The sequence below is a fragment of the Chitinophaga agri genome (assembly GCF_010093065.1).
Classification (GTDB): domain Bacteria; phylum Bacteroidota; class Bacteroidia; order Chitinophagales; family Chitinophagaceae; genus Chitinophaga; species Chitinophaga agri.
The window spans coordinates 2,728,182-2,745,524 of sequence record NZ_CP048113.1 but is presented as its reverse complement, the minus strand read 5'-3'; the positions used below and the strand labels follow the sequence as shown (position 1 = coordinate 2,745,524).

At 47.5% G+C, this 17,343-nt stretch carries 11 protein-coding genes; 6 read left to right on the top strand and 5 right to left on the bottom strand.

What is annotated here, in order from left to right; genetic code table 11:
* Nucleotides 1-14: 14 nt before the first annotated feature.
* Both GWR21_RS10640 and GWR21_RS10635 read right to left on the bottom strand, forming a co-directional pair.
* Nucleotides 15-1,607, bottom strand: a complete 1,593-nt coding sequence (locus GWR21_RS10640) for a RagB/SusD family nutrient uptake outer membrane protein (protein ID WP_162331726.1) — start codon at nucleotides 1,605-1,607, stop codon at nucleotides 15-17.
* A 17-nt stretch (nucleotides 1,608-1,624) separates the two neighbouring features.
* Nucleotides 1,625-4,558 carry a SusC/RagA family TonB-linked outer membrane protein gene (locus tag GWR21_RS10635; protein ID WP_162331725.1) on the bottom strand — a complete coding sequence of 978 codons (2,934 nt, stop codon included), beginning with the start codon at nucleotides 4,556-4,558 and terminating at the stop codon, nucleotides 1,625-1,627.
* A gap of 118 nt (nucleotides 4,559-4,676) precedes the next feature.
* Here GWR21_RS10635 and GWR21_RS10630 point away from each other — a divergent pair, with 118 nt between their 5' ends.
* Both GWR21_RS10630 and GWR21_RS10625 read left to right on the top strand, forming a co-directional pair.
* On the top strand, nucleotides 4,677-8,855 hold the full coding sequence (locus GWR21_RS10630) for a two-component regulator propeller domain-containing protein (protein WP_162331724.1): 4,179 nt from the start codon (nucleotides 4,677-4,679) through the stop codon (nucleotides 8,853-8,855).
* Nucleotides 8,856-9,118: 263 nt separating this feature from the next.
* Nucleotides 9,119-9,583, top strand: a complete 465-nt coding sequence (locus GWR21_RS10625; RefSeq protein ID WP_162331723.1) for a hypothetical protein — start codon at nucleotides 9,119-9,121, stop codon at nucleotides 9,581-9,583.
* Between the two features lie 112 nt (nucleotides 9,584-9,695).
* Here the strand turns inward: GWR21_RS10625 and GWR21_RS10620 are convergent, their stop codons facing one another.
* Nucleotides 9,696-10,526 carry an SDR family NAD(P)-dependent oxidoreductase gene (locus tag GWR21_RS10620; protein WP_162331722.1) on the bottom strand — a complete coding sequence of 277 codons (831 nt, stop codon included), beginning with the start codon at nucleotides 10,524-10,526 and terminating at the stop codon, nucleotides 9,696-9,698.
* Between the two features lie 241 nt (nucleotides 10,527-10,767).
* Between GWR21_RS10620 and GWR21_RS10615 the strand changes: the two genes are divergently transcribed.
* The 3 genes from GWR21_RS10615 to GWR21_RS10605 all read left to right on the top strand — a co-directional run bounded on the left by GWR21_RS10615 (nucleotide 10,768) and on the right by GWR21_RS10605 (nucleotide 12,827).
* Nucleotides 10,768-11,520: an LA_2272 family surface repeat-containing protein gene (locus tag GWR21_RS10615; RefSeq protein ID WP_162331721.1), complete on the top strand. Its 753-nt coding sequence runs from the start codon at nucleotides 10,768-10,770 to the stop codon at nucleotides 11,518-11,520.
* A 77-nt stretch (nucleotides 11,521-11,597) separates the two neighbouring features.
* Nucleotides 11,598-12,416: an LA_2272 family surface repeat-containing protein gene (locus GWR21_RS10610; RefSeq protein ID WP_162331720.1), complete on the top strand. Its 819-nt coding sequence runs from the start codon at nucleotides 11,598-11,600 to the stop codon at nucleotides 12,414-12,416.
* A gap of 90 nt (nucleotides 12,417-12,506) precedes the next feature.
* Entirely contained in the window at nucleotides 12,507-12,827 is a 321-nt protein-coding gene (locus GWR21_RS10605; protein WP_162331719.1) for a hypothetical protein, read from the top strand.
* A 57-nt stretch (nucleotides 12,828-12,884) separates the two neighbouring features.
* On the opposite strand, the gene GWR21_RS10600 is transcribed toward GWR21_RS10605, so the two are convergent.
* Together GWR21_RS10600 and GWR21_RS10595 are read right to left on the bottom strand one after the other, a co-directional pair.
* Nucleotides 12,885-14,189 carry an alkaline phosphatase family protein gene (locus GWR21_RS10600; protein ID WP_162331718.1) on the bottom strand — a complete coding sequence of 435 codons (1,305 nt, stop codon included), beginning with the start codon at nucleotides 14,187-14,189 and terminating at the stop codon, nucleotides 12,885-12,887.
* A 79-nt stretch (nucleotides 14,190-14,268) separates the two neighbouring features.
* Entirely contained in the window at nucleotides 14,269-15,216 is a 948-nt protein-coding gene (locus tag GWR21_RS10595) for an ADP-ribosylglycohydrolase family protein (protein WP_162331717.1), read from the bottom strand.
* A gap of 546 nt (nucleotides 15,217-15,762) precedes the next feature.
* On the opposite strand from GWR21_RS10595, the gene GWR21_RS10590 reads away from it, so the two are divergent.
* Complete coding sequence (locus tag GWR21_RS10590) at nucleotides 15,763-17,286, top strand: family 43 glycosylhydrolase (protein WP_162331716.1); 1,524 nt, start codon at nucleotides 15,763-15,765, stop codon at nucleotides 17,284-17,286.
* The last annotated feature ends 57 nt before the right edge of the window (nucleotides 17,287-17,343 follow it).

Below are 17,343 nucleotides of genomic sequence, written 5' to 3'. Positions count from 1 at the left end.
TTACAGTTGACCCATTAATAGCCATCATTCTGAACAAGATTAGGATTGGCGATCCTGTCTGTAGTCGGGATAGGGAAGACGTTATACTTCTCCTGTACACCCGTACCTGCCGCTACGCCACCTTTGAACGGCCATACATAACTGCCGCTTGTCAGTAAGCCGAAACGCACCAGGTCTGTTCTTCTTTTGGCTTCCCAATAGAGTTCCCTGCCTCTTTCTGCGAGAATGAAATCAAGCGTTAGCTGACTGGCACTGATATCTCCGTTATTATTCCCGTAGCCTCTTCTGCGCAGCAGGTTCACATAGTTCACGGCTGCAGCTGTTGAGCCGCCACTGCCACCACGTACCACTGCTTCTGCATAAGCCAGGTATATTTCACCCAGGCGGAACATCGGGAAGTCAGTATCTGTAAATCTCCGGGTAGGGTCCGATCCCGGCTGACCGGTAGAGCTCATGTTTGTAAACTTCGGTACCGCATAGCCGTCGTTAAAGCTGGCCAGATCACTGATCTCCAGGTTTTGTCCGCTGGTGTAGAAGATGGCACGTTTATCTACTGTCCCGAATGGATCGGGGAACAGGTCAACGATCGCCCTGGTCGTTCTCATACCGCCCCAGCTTGTCGACATGCCATAGTCTGCTACGTTCATATTACCGCCGATCGATCCCAATACGATGAAACTGGTATTTCCATATGACTGGGATGTCACACCATCTGCCAGGATCGGGAAGATAATCTCATTCGTCTTGTCATTATCTGTTTTGAACAACTGTGCGTAATCTGCTGCCAGTGAATATGCACCGTTACTCATCAGCTTATTACAATAAGTGATGGTCTCTGTATTCTTTTCTGTACCGGTATACACCTTTGCGTTCAGATACAGCCTGGCTAATAATGCCCATGCGGCACCGCGATCGGCCCTGCCATATTCATTGGTACGTGGTTCTGGTAGAAGACCTTCCAGTTCCTGTAACTCTTTCTCCAGCCAGGTGAACAGGTCAGCCCTGGATATTTGTTTCGGCTGAAATGCACCTACCGGATCTGCTTCTGTTACAAATGGTACCTTACCATACATGTCGATCGCTGTCCAGTAATAAAACGCACGCAGGTAACGTGCTTCAAGACGGTACTCCTGTATATCTGCTGCCACATCCGCAGGAAAGCTGCTCATCTTCTCTTCGGTCGTCTGACGCAGGAACTCATTACACGCGGCCACTCCAAAGAATATACGATCGTATAATACTTTCACATATTTCCCATCAGGTGTGAAATTGAGATTATGAAAACTCAGCAGGTCGCCGTCGTTCCATCCGATCACCGCTTCATCTGTAGTGAGCTCCTGTAACTGCCAGTAGTTACGAAGGAATACGTTGGTACCGGTATTGTCGGTGATGATGTCTGACAGACCATTATCTTCATAGTGTTGTCCACTGAGACACAAACTGCCGTACAGTTTGGCCAGTACACCTTTTATTTTTACCGGATCTTTATAGACAGTCTCTGATGTCTCCTGCACATACGGCAGACGGTTCAGGTCTTTGGTACAGGAGGCCGTAGTCGCCATAATAGCGGCACAGGCAGTTATAATTGATAGTGATTTGATAGTCATGGTCCTTTGTTTCAAGGTTAATAAGCGATGTTGATACCCAGAGAATAGATGCGTGGTTTCGGATAAGGATTGTTGTCAATACCACCGAAGATCTCAGGATCCAGACCACTGTATTTAGTGATCACAAATACGTTCTGTACGATCGCATTTACACGCAGCGTAGCTGTATTACGGAGGATCTTACCGAAATTATATCCCAGCGACAGGTTGTCCATTCTCAGGAAAGACGCGTTCTCCACATAGTAATCGGAAGAGTACTGGCTGTTGCTGAATCCGGAGTTCAGGTAGTCGGCATTGACATTACCCATGTAACCCATAGATGTACGGATACTGTTGTATGCGCCACCGGCTGAACGGATGTTGTTGTATACATAGTTGCCGATGTTACTGCGCAATACGAAAGACAGGTCCCACTGCTGGTAATTGAACTGTGAGGTAAAGCCCATGGTCAGTTTAGGGTTGGCAGATTTATATCTGTAGAACATGTTGCTGCCTTCCCCTGGTTTTTCGTAGACACCTTCTACCGGTCTGCCATCAGGGCCGTACACCTGTTTATATACATAGAAGGTCTGCGGTGCATAACCGACCGTATTGATCTGAATACTATTACCGGTACCACCGGAGATACCACCTGTCAGGATGCCTTCAGAACTGGAGTCGGATACATTAGACAGTTTCAGGATCTTGTTCTCATTATAGCTGATGTTGAAGCCTGCTTTCCATGACAGTTGCTGTTTGTCGATCACTGTCGCATTGATCGCCAGTTCCACACCTTTACTTTCGATGTTACCGACATTGGTCAGCACATGGTTACTCAGGTTCGCACCCGCGGCCGTTGGAATATCTGCCAGGAGATCTTTGGTTTTCTTATAATAGAAATCCAGGGTACCCGTGATCCTGTTTTTAAGGAAACCGTAGTCTAAGCCAGCGTTCCAGGCAGCCGTCTGCTCCCATCTGATATTAGGATCATATGCTTCCGCACGATAGGTATAGTAAGGACCGTTGCCGAATGGATATTGTACGTTGTTGGCCCCCTGTGTATAGATAGGGAGGAACGGATACGCCAGGCCAATATCCTGGTTGCCAGTCACACCATAACCTACACGTACTTTCAGGTCGGAGAACAGGTTCACGTCTTTCAGGAAGGCTTCTTCCTTGATCTTCCATGCAGCCGCCACAGAGGAGAAGTTACCCCAGTGATTGGCCGGACCAAAGCGGGAAGAACCATCACGACGGAAAGAGGCGGTCAGCAGGTAACGGTCCAGCAACGTATAGTTGGCGCGTGCGAAGAAGGAGAGGAGCGTGTTACGGCTGGAATCTGCTACCGGCACATTGATCACATCACCGTTGGCATTTCTTACCGGATAGGCAGGGCTGCCCCGGAAAAAGTCCTGGTAGGAGTAACCGGCAGTGACATCAAACTTGCTGGCCAATGCCTTCAGGTCCTTGTTGTATGTTAGGTAGAAGTCAAAGAGCTTGTCTTTTCTTCTCTGCGAATACTGTGTCATGGACCCGCCTCTCTGGTAGGACAGCGCGGCGTAAGCCGGTACAAATCCATTCCCCTCAGTTTTGGAGATGTCATAGCCACCATTTACTGTCGCCGTCAGTGCCGGCAGGAATGGCAGGGTGTAATCCACCTTGATATTACCAATGCTCCTGTAGACGTCACTCAGGCTGGAGTTCAGCATCAGCTGACCCAGCGGGTTCTTGGTGGCCAGCTCTATTGGAATACCTGTAGAAGGGTTCAGCCATTCGAAGAAGTTGCCATACTTATTGCTGGAATACACCGGCTGAGTAGGATCGAATCCGATAGCAGCACCGATCGCACCCTCATTGGCAAACCTTGATTTCTGGAATACCCCTTTCAGATTGACGGTCACTTTCAGGGTGTTGTCAAAAAAGGTCGGGTTTAGGTTCAGGGAAGCCGAAGTCCTTTTGATGTTGCTGGTCTTCAGGATACCATCCTGGTAAGTATGACCGATAGACAGGCGGTAAGGCAGGCGTTTGATACCGCCGGACAGACCCAGGTTATAGTCACCACCGAAAGCCTTCTGGAATATTTGATCCTGCCAGTCGGTAGTAGCATTACCTACCAGGGCCTTCTCTTCGTCATTACCTTTTTCCGCGATCAGCGCTCTGAACTGGTCGCCATTGAGCACATCAACGGCATTTCTTCTGACAGACTCAGACAGGACGGTGTTGAAGGTCACTTTCAGTTTACCGGAAGACCCACTCTTGGTCGTGATGATGATCACTCCGTTGGAGGCCCTGTTACCATAAATGGCAGTGGCAGATGCGTCCTTCAGGATATTGAATGTCTCAATATCATTCGGATTGATCAGGCTGAGCGGATTGGACACGCCGGATACGCCTTCGCTGGTCAGTGGTACTCCATCTACAACGATCAGCGGATTGTTACTGGCATTCAGTGAAGCCCCTCCTCTGATCCTGATGGTACCACCTGCACCCGGTGCGCCGCTGCTTGGGGTGATGACCACCCCGGCCACCTTACCCGTTACCAGCTGGTCGGGCGTAGTGATAGCTCCCTGCTGGAAATCTTTGGAGCTGACGGTGGCAATAGACCCGGTCAGGTCTTTTTTGGAACGGGTACCGTACCCGATCACCACCACGTCGCTCAGGGTGGAGACAGACTCCTGCAAAATAATGTGTACTGTCAGGGAAGATGGTACCCTGACTTCCTGCTTTTTGAAACCCACAAAGCTCACGACAAGGGTATCGCCTGTCAATGCTTTGATGGTGAAGTGGCCGGCAGAATCGGCAATAGCTACAGTGCCTGTCTTTTTGACTGCAATAGTCGCCCCCGGGATACCTTCCCCGGCGGCAGACCGGAGCGTCCCTTTTACGGATTGCTGGGCAGCTGCTGACAGCCCAAAGAACATGGCAACAATAAGATAGATGATACCGTGGAATCCCCGTTTGCTAATTTTCATCGTGGCATTTTTTATTTTGGCCGTATTTTAGGTTCGCAAAGTAAAATAGCCTGCCTGGAGGGGGTTATTCTATCAGACATTTTTTTGGTTCTATTGATCTAATTTTGGCATTGTGAGTATGTTCCACGCTTTATCCCTGGCGTTTTTCCGCTTTTCCGGTCGTTGTCTGACACGTTCAGTCATGGCACTTCGCTATGCTTTTTTGCCGGTACTGACCCCGGCATGCCTGCCGGCATTTTGCCAGGCACCGGTGCTTCATTTCAGACATTTGACCAATGAACAGGGGCTGTCTAACAGCACGGTGGAGAGTATTTTCCAGGATAGCAGGGGCTTTATGTGGTTCGGTACCCGGGATGGGTTGAATAAATATGATGGTTATCAGGTAGTTGTCTATAGATACAGTGCGGAAGACAGCACCAGTATCAGCGACAATTATATTAAATACATCTATGAAGACCGCCAGCAGAACCTTTGGGTAGCTACTCAGAATGGGTTGAACCGCTTTGATGCCCGCAAGAACAGTTTCACCCGTTTCCGGCATAAAGCAGGTGATCCGCGAAGCCTGGGACACAACCAGGTGACTTGTATCTATGAGGATACGAAAGGTCGTTTGTGGGTAGGTACGGATGGCGGCGGACTTGACCTGCTGGATAGAAAAACGGGCACTTTTACCCATTACAGGGCCACACCAGGGGGCAAAGACGGTCTTCCTGACAACAGGATCAACGGGCTATGGGAAGATAATAAAGGGACTATGCTGCTAGCTACCGGAAAGGGAGTGGCATTATTCGACGGGGAGCGGGATCTTTTTTTCTCCCTTCCTCTTCCGGTGATAGATACCAACGCTATCCGGACGATCAAAGGAGATGATAAGGGAAATTTGTGGATAGGTACCGAAGAAGATGGACTTTTCTGTTTTCATCCCGGTACAGGCGCGTTTGATACCTATACCCACCGCGAACAGGATCCTGCCAGCCTGTCCACCAATCAGATCCGGGCTATCCTCTGTGACAGTAAAGGTCATCTCTGGACTGGCGGCATCAACGGAGGGCTTGATCTGCTTAACCAGGAACAAAATACATTTTATCATTATCAGAATGCACCGGAATATCCCAGAAGTTTATCTCAACGTACCGTATCCGCCATCTTTGAAGACAAACAAGGCATATTATGGGTAGGCACACACCGGGGTGGTATTAATATATATGTACCCGGCGCAGAGAAGTTCCCGCTGTATCAACAGGATGTCAAACAAAACAGCCTGAGCTACAATGATGTGAAGGCCTTTTGTGAGGATGATCAGGGACGTATCTGGATTGGCACAGATGGCGGTGGGCTGAACCTGTTCGATCGTAAAACGCAGACTTTCCGGCATTACCAATACAATGCATTTAAAAAGAACACCATCGGTTCCAATGAGGTGCTTAGTATCACCCAGGACAGGACCGGCCGGTTGTGGATAGGTACCTGGGGTGGTGGCCTTAATCTCTACCATCCGGACAATGAAAGTTTTACAAGGTTCCTGACCAATCCATCCGATCAGCAGAGCATCAGTTCCAATTATGTCCAGAAAGTGCTGGAAGACCGTAAAGGCCGGTTATGGGTCGCCACCTACTATGGCGGTGTCAATATCTATGATCCGGAGAAAAAGCAGTTTAAACGGTTTACAGGTAGCGGAGGCACCGCATTATCAGGCCGGAATGCCGTTTCCATGATCGAAGATCCTAAAGGACGTATCTGGATAGGTACGGATGATGGTGGATTGAATTGCTACAATCCGGCAACGGGGAGAATAACCCGGTACTTTACCACTGGCGAGAAAACGCCTGACCTGCGTGTACTGTTCACAGATCATAAAGGCAGGCTATGGGCCGGGCAGTACGGCCTGTATCTGTATAATGAGGCGGTTGACAGCTTTGCGCTATACACCAGTGACGCGGGATTGGGTACTGCCTTTATAAAAGGTATTGCTGAAGATAAAGGGGGATATTTCTGGATATCTACCGCTAAAGGCATTATCTCTTATCATCCCGAAAAACATACCTTCAAAACATATAACACCGGCGACGGACTGCAAGGTCTGGAGTTTGAAGCAAATGCCTATCTGCAAAGCCGGGACGGTTTATTATTATTCGGCGGTATCAATGGGTTTAACGCATTCTATCCCGGGCAGATCCACACCAACACCTTTACGCCGCCTGTTTATATTACCGATCTGCTGGTAGATAATCAGCGCATGTTGCCGGGTAGGAAAGGTTCTCCATTATTGAAAGATATCAGTATGACCGATAAGGTCAGTTTTAATCATACACAGACCTCATTTTCTTTCAGTTTTGCGGTACTGGATTATTCCGCACCGCAGAATAACCAGTATGCCTACAAACTGGACGGCTGGGACAGGGACTGGAATTACGTAGGCAATGAGAGGAAGGCGGTGTATACCAACCTGAATCCTGGTACCTATGTGTTCCATGTGAAAGCTACTAACAGCGACGGTGTATGGAATGAAAAAGATACTGCGGTCATCGTTGTCATTCACCCTCCCTTCTGGCGTACCTGGTGGTTTATGCTGTTGCTTTCTGCCCTGATATTATACATCATTTACCGCATTCTGGCGTTCCGCCGGGCCACTGAACTCAAAAAGATCAGTGAGAAGAAAAAGGAAGAAGTACATCAGCTCAAACTGCAATTCTTCACCAATATCTCGCACGAATTCCGTACCCCGCTGACACTGATATTAGGCCCGCTGGAAAAGATGATCAGGGATGCCAAAGACAGCGGACAACTGCATTATTTCAAACTGATGCAGAAAAATGCCTACCGTTTGCTTGACCTTGTGAATGAAGTGATGGACTTCCGGAAAGTAGAATCAGGCGTTTTACAGTTGAAGGTGATGCCCGCGAATCCCACGCTGTTCCTGGAAGAGATAGCCGAAGAGTTCAGGGAATGGGCCGTAGAAAAACAGATCCGTTTTACTGTCAGTACAGTCAATCCGCCGGCAGAAGCCTGGTTTGATAACCAGGTGCTGGAGAAGATCATTTACAATCTGCTCAGCAACGCATTTAAATACACGCCGGCAGGAGGGGAGATCACGCTGGAAATGCGGGGATCCATGGATGGCGTGCAACCATCATTTCCGCATGAACTGGTATTACAGAATGAGTACAACGCAGCGCAGTACCTGCATATCCGTCTGGTGGATAATGGCACAGGTATCTCGAAAGAGTCGATCAGTCATTTGTTTGAGCGCTACTTCCGTGTGAATGAAAATCATCTTGGATCAGGTATCGGACTGGCATTTGTGAAGAGCCTTACTTTTTTACATAAAGGCAGTATACGTGTGTACAGCGAACGTAAGCAGGGCACTGAATTCATTATCTCTGTTCCTTTTCATAAAGCCGATTACTCAGAAGGAGAAAGATGGATAGGCGACCCGGCGAAGACTGCCCGGCAACTGGAAAGCCTGATCTCTAATCAGCGTTACACCATTGCGCCGCCAGTCGAGACGGAAGCGGTCAACGAAACAGGTACTACAGCAGCAGCAACCATCCTGATCGTTGATGATAACAGTGAACTGCGCGAGTTCCTGAAAGGTGCTCTCTTACCATTGTACCGTATTATCGAAGCAGCCGACGGGCAGCAGGGATTCGAACAGGCAAAGGCAGCCATGCCGGATATTATCATCAGTGATGTGATGATGCCGGTGATGGATGGCATCGCCTTCTGTAAGCTGGTAAAGGAAAACCTGGAGACCAGCCATATTCCTTTTATCATGCTGACCGCTAAAACGGCATTGTCGTCCAATATCGAAGGCGCAGCATCCGGTGCCGATTTTTACTTCGGAAAACCTTTGAGTCTGGAACTACTGCTCATCACAATTAAGAATACACTGGAACAGCGAAAGAAATCGCGTGAACGTTTCCTGAAAGATTATTTCTATGAAGCCAAAGAACTGGTGAACTCCACGAAGGATAAAGAATTCATGGAGACCTTGCTGGAGAAGATAGACGAACACCTGATGGACCCTGATTTTGACATCAGTGTATTGTGCAGTAGTATGGGCATGAGTAAAACGAATCTCTATCAGAAAATAAAACAGCTTACGGGACAGTCTACAGGCGATTTTGTTCGCACTATCCGTTTGAAAAAGGCAGCGCATATTATGTCACATGAAGACGTGCCATTATCAGAAGTGATCCTGCGGATAGGTATTCAGACGCAGTCTTATTTCACCAAAGCATTTAAGAAAGAATTTGGTAAAACACCTACCCAGTTCCTGCAGGAACTAAAGCCATAATATAAAGCTAAAAAAGTATCACTGGTTTGAATGGTGGAAAGATTTAACTTGTTGGTTTACAGTTCATAGTGTACTTAGGTGGTCTTTTAGACGAACAAGCGACGAACAAGCGCAGTACTAGCGACGGCCAAGGGACGAACGGGCATTGGTGTCTGAAAGGCTATTTCTGGTATTATTTTATCAACTTATCTACCTGGATATAGGAGGGGCGTCCTCTTATCCCTGGCAGTAAATTTGATGCCTTATCTGTCTAAATCTTAGATATGGAAACCGTACTCAAACCTTTACTGGAACTGTTGCAGGAAGTATATATCGGTACAACTGAGCACTCGTGGGTCATTGATGCCAAACCTGGTCATGGCTTTAGCGCTGCGATTGCTACTATCAATGCGCAGCAGGCGTCGACCCCACTCGTAGAAGGCGGTACCACAGTTGCCTCGCACACAGAACACCTGCGCTGGAGTATTTATTTTGCACTGAAGTTTTATCAGGGAGAAAAACCCGTAGGTAACTGGGAAGAAAGCTGGGAAGTACATGCAGTAGATGAAGAACAGTGGGCAAGACTGCAAAGGGACCTGCGTGAGGCCTATGAGCAGCTCATTCTCGCTATCAAGGGTGTTAAGGACTGGTCGAACCCACAGTTAGTGCAAGGCACACTGGCCATGTTACCACATGCGGCCTATCACCTGGGGGCGGTTAAACAAATGCTCAAGTCAATTGGGAATTAGGAATTGAGCAAAAACAATGTTCCTGACGATATAGTAAAAGCACTCCTGCCCATTCTGTCGGGAGTGCTTTTTACTAGTATAAATGGCTTTTATCAGCGGAAATTCCTGATCACTAATTCTTCTCTCCCTGTGCCGTAGCAGCTACATCCTGCCATGCTTCCCATGTGGCCAGTCGCTCATTATACGCAGCGCGTACGTCAGCCAGGTTGTTACTGCCGAGGAAGAACCTTAATGGTGGTTGTTCGGCATCTACCACCTTGAATAATGCCTCCGGTGTGGCATTCGGATCGCCTCTTTCCAATTGCTGCAATTGCCCGAAGAACTGGTTCTTGAAATCAGTATAGACATCAAGCCCGGCAGCAAATTTCAGTGAATCCTTGCTGCCGAATTCCGTTGCGTAGGCGCCAGGCTCTATGATCGTTACATTGATACCGAACGATTTCACTTCCATGGCAAGACTTTCATGGATGGCTTCAAAAGCCCATTTGGAGGAAGCGTAATAGCCAATCACCGGAAAGGTGACATGTCCCAGGTTACTGGAGGTACCAATGATATGTCCGCTACCTTGTTTTCTCAGCAGCGGAAGGGCTGCCTGGATCACGGCAAGGGCACCAAAGATATTGGTTTCATACATGGCACGTACGTCATCAGCGCTGGCCTCTTCTATTGTGCCAACAAGTGAATAGCCGGCGTTGTTCAATACGATGTCGAGTCTGCCGAAGTGTGCATGTGCAGTGGTTACAGCAGCGTGTGCCTGTGCGGCATTAGTCACATCCAGTTCCAGTGTCAGCACATTATCTCCGTATTTTTCTTTCAGGTCGGCAATGCTGGGTAACTTACGTGCAGTAGCCGCGACTTTGTCTCCACGTTTTAATGCAGCTTCTGCCCATACTCTTCCAAAACCTCTTGAGGTACCTGTTATAAACCAGATCTTATTTGTCATATCCTTTGTTTTTAAGTTGGATACAAAGATCAGGCGTACTACTTTCCTGTACGTAACCGAATCGCGTGACTTTGTAACCAAATTGAGGATGGACGACGGAAGAGGAAAGTACTTACACCGGCGCATCTCTCTCCATTACAGATGCATCACCTTTGGCAGTGATCGATGTTCGGTTAGCGGCAGGTCCGGCCGTTTCATATTGAAGTGCTACCTAGGTCCAGGAGTTAACAAATAAAAGTGTATGTTTGATATTATTCCTATAGCTATGCTCAAAGCGTTATACAACTTTGTATTGTTGGCCTGTTTGTGCCCGTTATTTTCTTATGGTCTTTACCCGTCTCCGGTCGATACCGTTCCGCAATTACATCTCAGTGTGGGAAGTAAAAAAGCAGGTATCTGTTTTGGCAATGCGCCACTTTACTCCGGACTCAGATTCAACGTTGTCAATAGTGAGGTCAGGCGTACCAACGGACTGGATGTAAGTGTGTATAATCACGATGACAAGTCTGATACCGAGCATACGAGTAATGGTATATCGTTGGCCGTTATTTACAATATGGTAGTAATAAGCAATGGTATCAGCATCGGAGGTATTTTAAATCTTATAGGTACTGAAAACGGGATAGCTATCGGAGGTATTGCGAATATTCTGGATAAACAGAACGGGATAAGCCTGAGCGGGATGTTCACAAGAGTGGATACCGTGAATGGATTGGCGATCTCCTTGTGTGCGTTGACGTCGATGGATTTTAAGAAGCATAACAATAGGGTCAATGGGGTAGCTATCGCGGGATGGTTGTTAAATCTTAGTCAGGTGAACGGCATTGCATTGGCTGCTATGAATAAATCAGAAGTACTTAGAGGGGTATCTATCGGCGTGTATAATAAATCTGAGAAACTGAGAGGTATACAGGTAGGACTGTTCAATATAGCGGAGAACAATCCGAGATTATTCAGGCGTTTACCGTTCTTTAACATGCATTTAAGGAAGTAGCGGGCAGCCTATGGTACATTGCCCTGATTTTTGAAATCAACAGCAAAAGCGTAAGTTTCATGTTATTCCTGTAACCTATGTATAGAAAAGTATCTTTTTTGTTTGTGTTGACCTTTTTGTGTCCCATATTGTCATTTAGTCAACACACGTCCGATTCATGCCATTGGATTTTTAATAATTATCTCAGCCTTGGAAGCGCTCGTGCCGGCCTTGGTGTCGGTAATGCAGCAGTATATACCGGCATTAGAATTAACGCGCTCAACTACAAAGTGAAACGGACGAATATACTCGATATCAGTGTTTGTGATCGTTTGGAATGGATGGGACCACCCGCCACGCATGTGGCAAACGGTATATCATTGTGTGCGAGTATTTCTGTGCTGGAAAAGAATAATGGTATTTCCGCCGCATGCCTCGCTGAGGTGGCGCTGCATGAAAATGGTATCGCCGTAGCTCCGTTTGTTCTTAGTGATAAAATAAATGGATTGGGGGTAGCTGCTTTAGGTATGATTGATACTTTGAACGGTCTCTCGCTCTCGCTCGTCACTAAGGGTATCTTTCCGGATACGGCTCAGCTGATCAGCCGCGTAAATGGTGTCGCGATAGCCGCTATTGCTATTCGTCTGGGGAAAATCCATGGGATGACAATCGCGCCCATCAATAGAACGGATTGTCATAATGGATTATCGGTCGGTGTGTATAATGAGGCTGACAAGCAGAATGGAATGCAATTGGGGCTGCTCAATATATCAGCTGCGCATAACGGCGTGTCGATCGGCATATGTAATCAAACTAATAAGCTTAAAGGCGTGCAGTTTGGTCTGATTAACATCGTGGAGAATAATCCTAAAGGCTTTCGCATGCTGCCTTTCTTTAACATGCACCTACGGTCGTAGTGTATTAGATTAAATAAGGCATCCGTACAACAGATTTTCATTTATATATCACGTATTTTAATTATAGAAATAAAACGGTTAAGCAGTAATATGTTTGATATTAAAACAATGATGGCATATGGCATCTTATTTATTTTGGCATTTATTAATCTCTTCGATCTTCCATTTGTAATATTGAAAGGTGCTTGCTTCGCTACGGTATTGACATATGCATTTCTGGTAAATCGCTCTCTGATAACCAGACAGTATAATGCATTTATCATGCATTCTCTGCTGACCGCAGCTGTGTTAAGCACCAGTGGGTTGATAGCTGCTCATGTCTTAATGGGTACCATGATAATGGGAGCACTGGCAGTAGTGGTGATGCTTTTTTATAAACAAACCAGCGATGAGAAGGAAGAGAAGTATTAAATAAAAACGAAGGCAACTCATAATGCAGTCGCCTTCTTGTTTTTATATTTGCTAAGGTTACTTTGTCATCAATCCGGCTGGTATCTTTCCATCAACTCCCGGCATAGAGATCCGTAATATTTTGGCTAATACCGGGGTAATATCACGCAGGTTCATTTCTTCAATTTCCCCCCCTTTCTCAATGCCAGGTCCACACGCTAAAAATCCGGTACGTATCTGCCAGGAATCAGGATAGTAGCCATGTGCGCCGCCATGTCCCGGTTTCACGGCTTCCCCTTTTACCGCATTTCCGAACGAAGCACCTTTCTCACCACTAAGTGCCAGTGCGACTTCCGGATTACCGCCTACTTTTTTGATCTGTTTACGGTCAATGATACGGAACAGTGCCTGCTCTTCAGGCGACAATCCTGCCAGGATGTCTTTCACCTGCTGCAATGTCTTTGTATCCTTTTTATCTTTCAGGTACAGATAGCTGGAACCACCTACAGCGTAGAACTGTGCTTTCCAGTCGTCTTTCTTCACATCAGTGATCAGGCCCGCTTTTGCCAGCCATACATTCGGATTGACAGTTGTGTTTACATCCAGGAAACCGTGGTCACCGGTGACAATGAGCACGGTCTTTTCCCATATACCCGCTTCTTTCAGCGCATCGATGATCATGCCTACACTGCTGTCAGCATCTGCGACGGCAGCCATTACCTTATCACCGTGCAAACCCTCCTCGTGCTGATAATGATCAACAGAAAAGAAGTGGATGGTCATCAGGTTGGGCTGGTCTTTTTTGATCACGTAGGAAGCGATCTTCGCCACATTATGATCGTAGCCATATTCAATATGGTCCGCATTGTTGAATACATTATTTTTGAGATCAGCAATAAAACCTGCAGGCTTTGAATAGGCTTCCCGTACGCTGTCGCCCAGGCTACCGATATCCGGAATGTTATACATCACAGGTGCATCAGCAGATACCGGCCACAAAAGCGCGGCCACCTTCAACCCTTTCTGCTGCGCCTGACGCCATATAGTGGGTACTTTGATCGAACTGTCGTTCCAGTAAGGTGCATTGGAAGGACCATTCGGATTGAACATGTTATTGAAGTAGATGCCATGCTTCACCGGCCATACGCCTGTTACAATAGCAGTGTGTGCTGGATAGGTCATAGATGGAAACACGCTGTTAACGCGTCTCGCATACACGCCGTTTTCCGCAATCTCATGCAGATGTGGTGCTTGAAAGAGGGTGTCTGTGTAGAAGGTGGGACGGAGTCCGTCTATCGTTATTAATACCACATGTTGTGCCTGTTGGGCAAAGGTGCTGAGTGAGAGCAGCATCAGCATACCTAAAACAAATCCTTTTTTCATATTTTCTGATTTACTAGCCGGCGTTTTATATGACGCGCAAAGATATTCCACCCGATAGAGGCTTTGTATTAATTAATTATTACCTGGGATGAGTGGTAAAGTGAGAGCTGTTGATAGTCTGCGTAATAATGCGCTGCATCCACGGATAGTCTGGTAAAGCCTGTAGTTTTTCCAGCAGTGATAATGGAATGGCCTTTATACCAAGCAGGCATCCTGCTATTTGTCCGGCGATAGAAGCGTTGGTGTCAGTATCACCTCCCGCATCAATAACTGCCTGTAACATGGTTTCAATGCCCATCGTGTAAGCCCGCGTGGCTGCAAATATGGCAAAAGGAACAGAGTTTACCACATAGCCGTTATTACCCAGTGCGGCAACAGCTGGTATGGTGGGTACACCACTGTATGCGCTGATGGTAATGAACCGGTCTCTGACATTTGTATCGGGTAACTGTTGTATCAGCATATCCAGGAGATCTTCTTCTCCTGTCCAGGCTCCGTTCAATATTGCCCGCAGGGTTAACACGACCGCCAGTGCTCCTGCGTATGCTTCATCATTTCTGTGTGTGATGCGGCAGCTATCACGGATATCGTCTCTTGAAATATTATCGTAAAAGGCCAGTGGCATTATTCTCATAGCAGCGCCATTCCCTGCTGCATATTCTCCGGTCCTGCCTGCCTGGCTCCAGTGAGCGCCTGCGGATAATTCCTGTACGGCTTTTAATGTGCTGGCACCAATTCCGGCAATGCGCTGTTCGCGGTAATAGCGGACCAGGTGTTCCGCCAGTACTTGTGGACTAAACCCGCGTGCATCCGTCAGTGCTTCACACGATGCCAGTGTGAGTTGTGTATCATCTGTCAGCATCCAGGTGGGTGCAGTTGTCTCGACAGGATGCAGGTAGAACGTCTTCGGTTGTATGGGCGATACATAGTTTTCATAACCCGCGCCCCATGCATCGCCGATAGCACCAGTCAGCACTGCCGCTTCAAACCGTTCACGGCGTGTAGGTATTGGGCTTTTATTTGACACGATGTTATTGATTTAACCATGCCAAGTTAGCAGGAAAGTTCTATAGTTTCACCTATCGCTGGTAGATATAATTGTATGCCTGCCTCCGCAAACGCGGCTGTCGCTGCTGCTTTATCTATTTGTATAAAGCCGAAGGTATCATAATGCACTCCCAGTACTTGCTTTACATGCACGAGCCTGGCGGCTTCAATGGCTTCTTCTAATGTTTGCCACCTGCGAAGACAGAGAAGCAGGAATGACCGTAATAAGTAAGTTGCATGGTGGAATATTTTTATGATTGTCACATTCTCATTGAGGTATAAAAGTAACTAGTTGTATGGGTTGTCTTGTGTATAAAGAGATGTATATATGAGGCGATGTGGTGTCTGATTTAGCCGGCATTGTTGACGGTAGCCTGCAGGTGCAGCTGAAATAGTTATTAATTGTCCGAAAGTTCTTTTATTTTGGTGTAGTATTCAAATCCTGCATTGTTAACCCCAGAGACGATTTATTCCACGTTCACATATTGAGAGACCGTTATCATTATAAACCCTCAAATTAACAGCAATGAAAAAATTTCATTTGTTAGTCCTTTCCGCGTTATCAGTACTACTGGTTTGTCAGAGTTGTAACAAAACCATCCAGGAAGCCGCTAAGCCCGACGGCGCTGCCGGCATGAAAGGCGTTGTAGCCCTGGCTGCCTCCCCGCTGTTCACCAATGCCCTGCCATCTATTGACAATGGGAGTTATTACGATCCATGGGTAATCCGTGTAAACGGGTACTACTACTATTGTGGTTCCGATGGGGGCCGGCTATGGATAGCCCGCTCCGTTACATTGCAAAACCTCCTGCAGCAATCCAAAACTTACATTTACACACCACCCGGCGGTACCATGTATTCATCCAACCTATGGGCGCCGGAACTGCATTACCGCAGTGGCAGATGGTATGTTTATTTTGCTGCTGATAATGGCAATAATGCCAACCACCGGATGCACGTTCTGGAAGGGGGCACTGATGCCAATGATCCTTTAGCCGGCAGTTATGCGTATAAAGCACAACTGACCCCGACCACCGACCGCTGGGCGATTGACGGCTCTCCGTTTGACTTTAACGGACAGGCGTATTTTGTCTGGTCCGGATGGGAGGGTACCACTAATGTCTCCCAGTATATCTACATTGCCCGGATGAGTAATCCCTACACTATTTCCGGTGAGAGAGTGGAGATCTCAAGACCTGACTATGGTTGGGAACAGGTAGGTACCCCTACAGTGAATGAAGGTCCGACACCACTGAGCAGTGGTAACACCGTGCATATCATTTACTCCGCAAGTGGCAGCTGGACGAACGATTATTGCCTGGGAAGGCTAACCTGCACCAATGGTAATTTCATGTCAAAGTCTTCCTGGACCAAGCAATCCACACCTGCCTTTTCCAGGTTTGGCAATGTATTCGGCCCGGGGCATGCCTCTTTTGTAAAATCGCCTGATGGCATTCAGTCCTGGATCGTGTATCACGCGGCCAATTATGATGGCGCCGGCTGGGACCGGAGAGTGATGGCGCAGCAGTTTTCCTGGGACGGTGACACCCCTTATTTCGGATATCCGATAGAAAAAGGTATTCCTGTTCCATCACCATCTACAGGACCGGAATATGCCATGCCCATCGCTAATGGTACGTACAGGATCAAATCCAAGGTGACCTCGCAGTGCGTGGATGTGCCCAGTGGTAGCAATACCCCCGGGTTGCAGATCCAGCAGTGGACGGACTACAACAACACGGCGCAGAAATGGGTCTTCACCAGTCTCGGGAACGGTTATTATAAGATCACCAACGTCGCTTCCGGCTTAAACCTGGATAATGCGGGTGGTTCCCTCAATGCAGGTAATATCCTGATCCAGTGGACGGACAATGGGAACGTCGCACAGCATTGGAGAGTACAGGATATGGGGAACGGGTATTTCAAACTGATCAACCGGAGGAGCCTGCTGGCATTGGATGTACCTAACAGCAACCAGACGCCGGGCACCAAGCTGCAACAGTGGTACGAGAACCAGTATGATGCGGAGCTTTGGCAGATCATTCCTTAGTAATGGCTATGCAACAGCGGCTGTATGGCAAAGGCTGATACAGCCGCTGATCGTAAT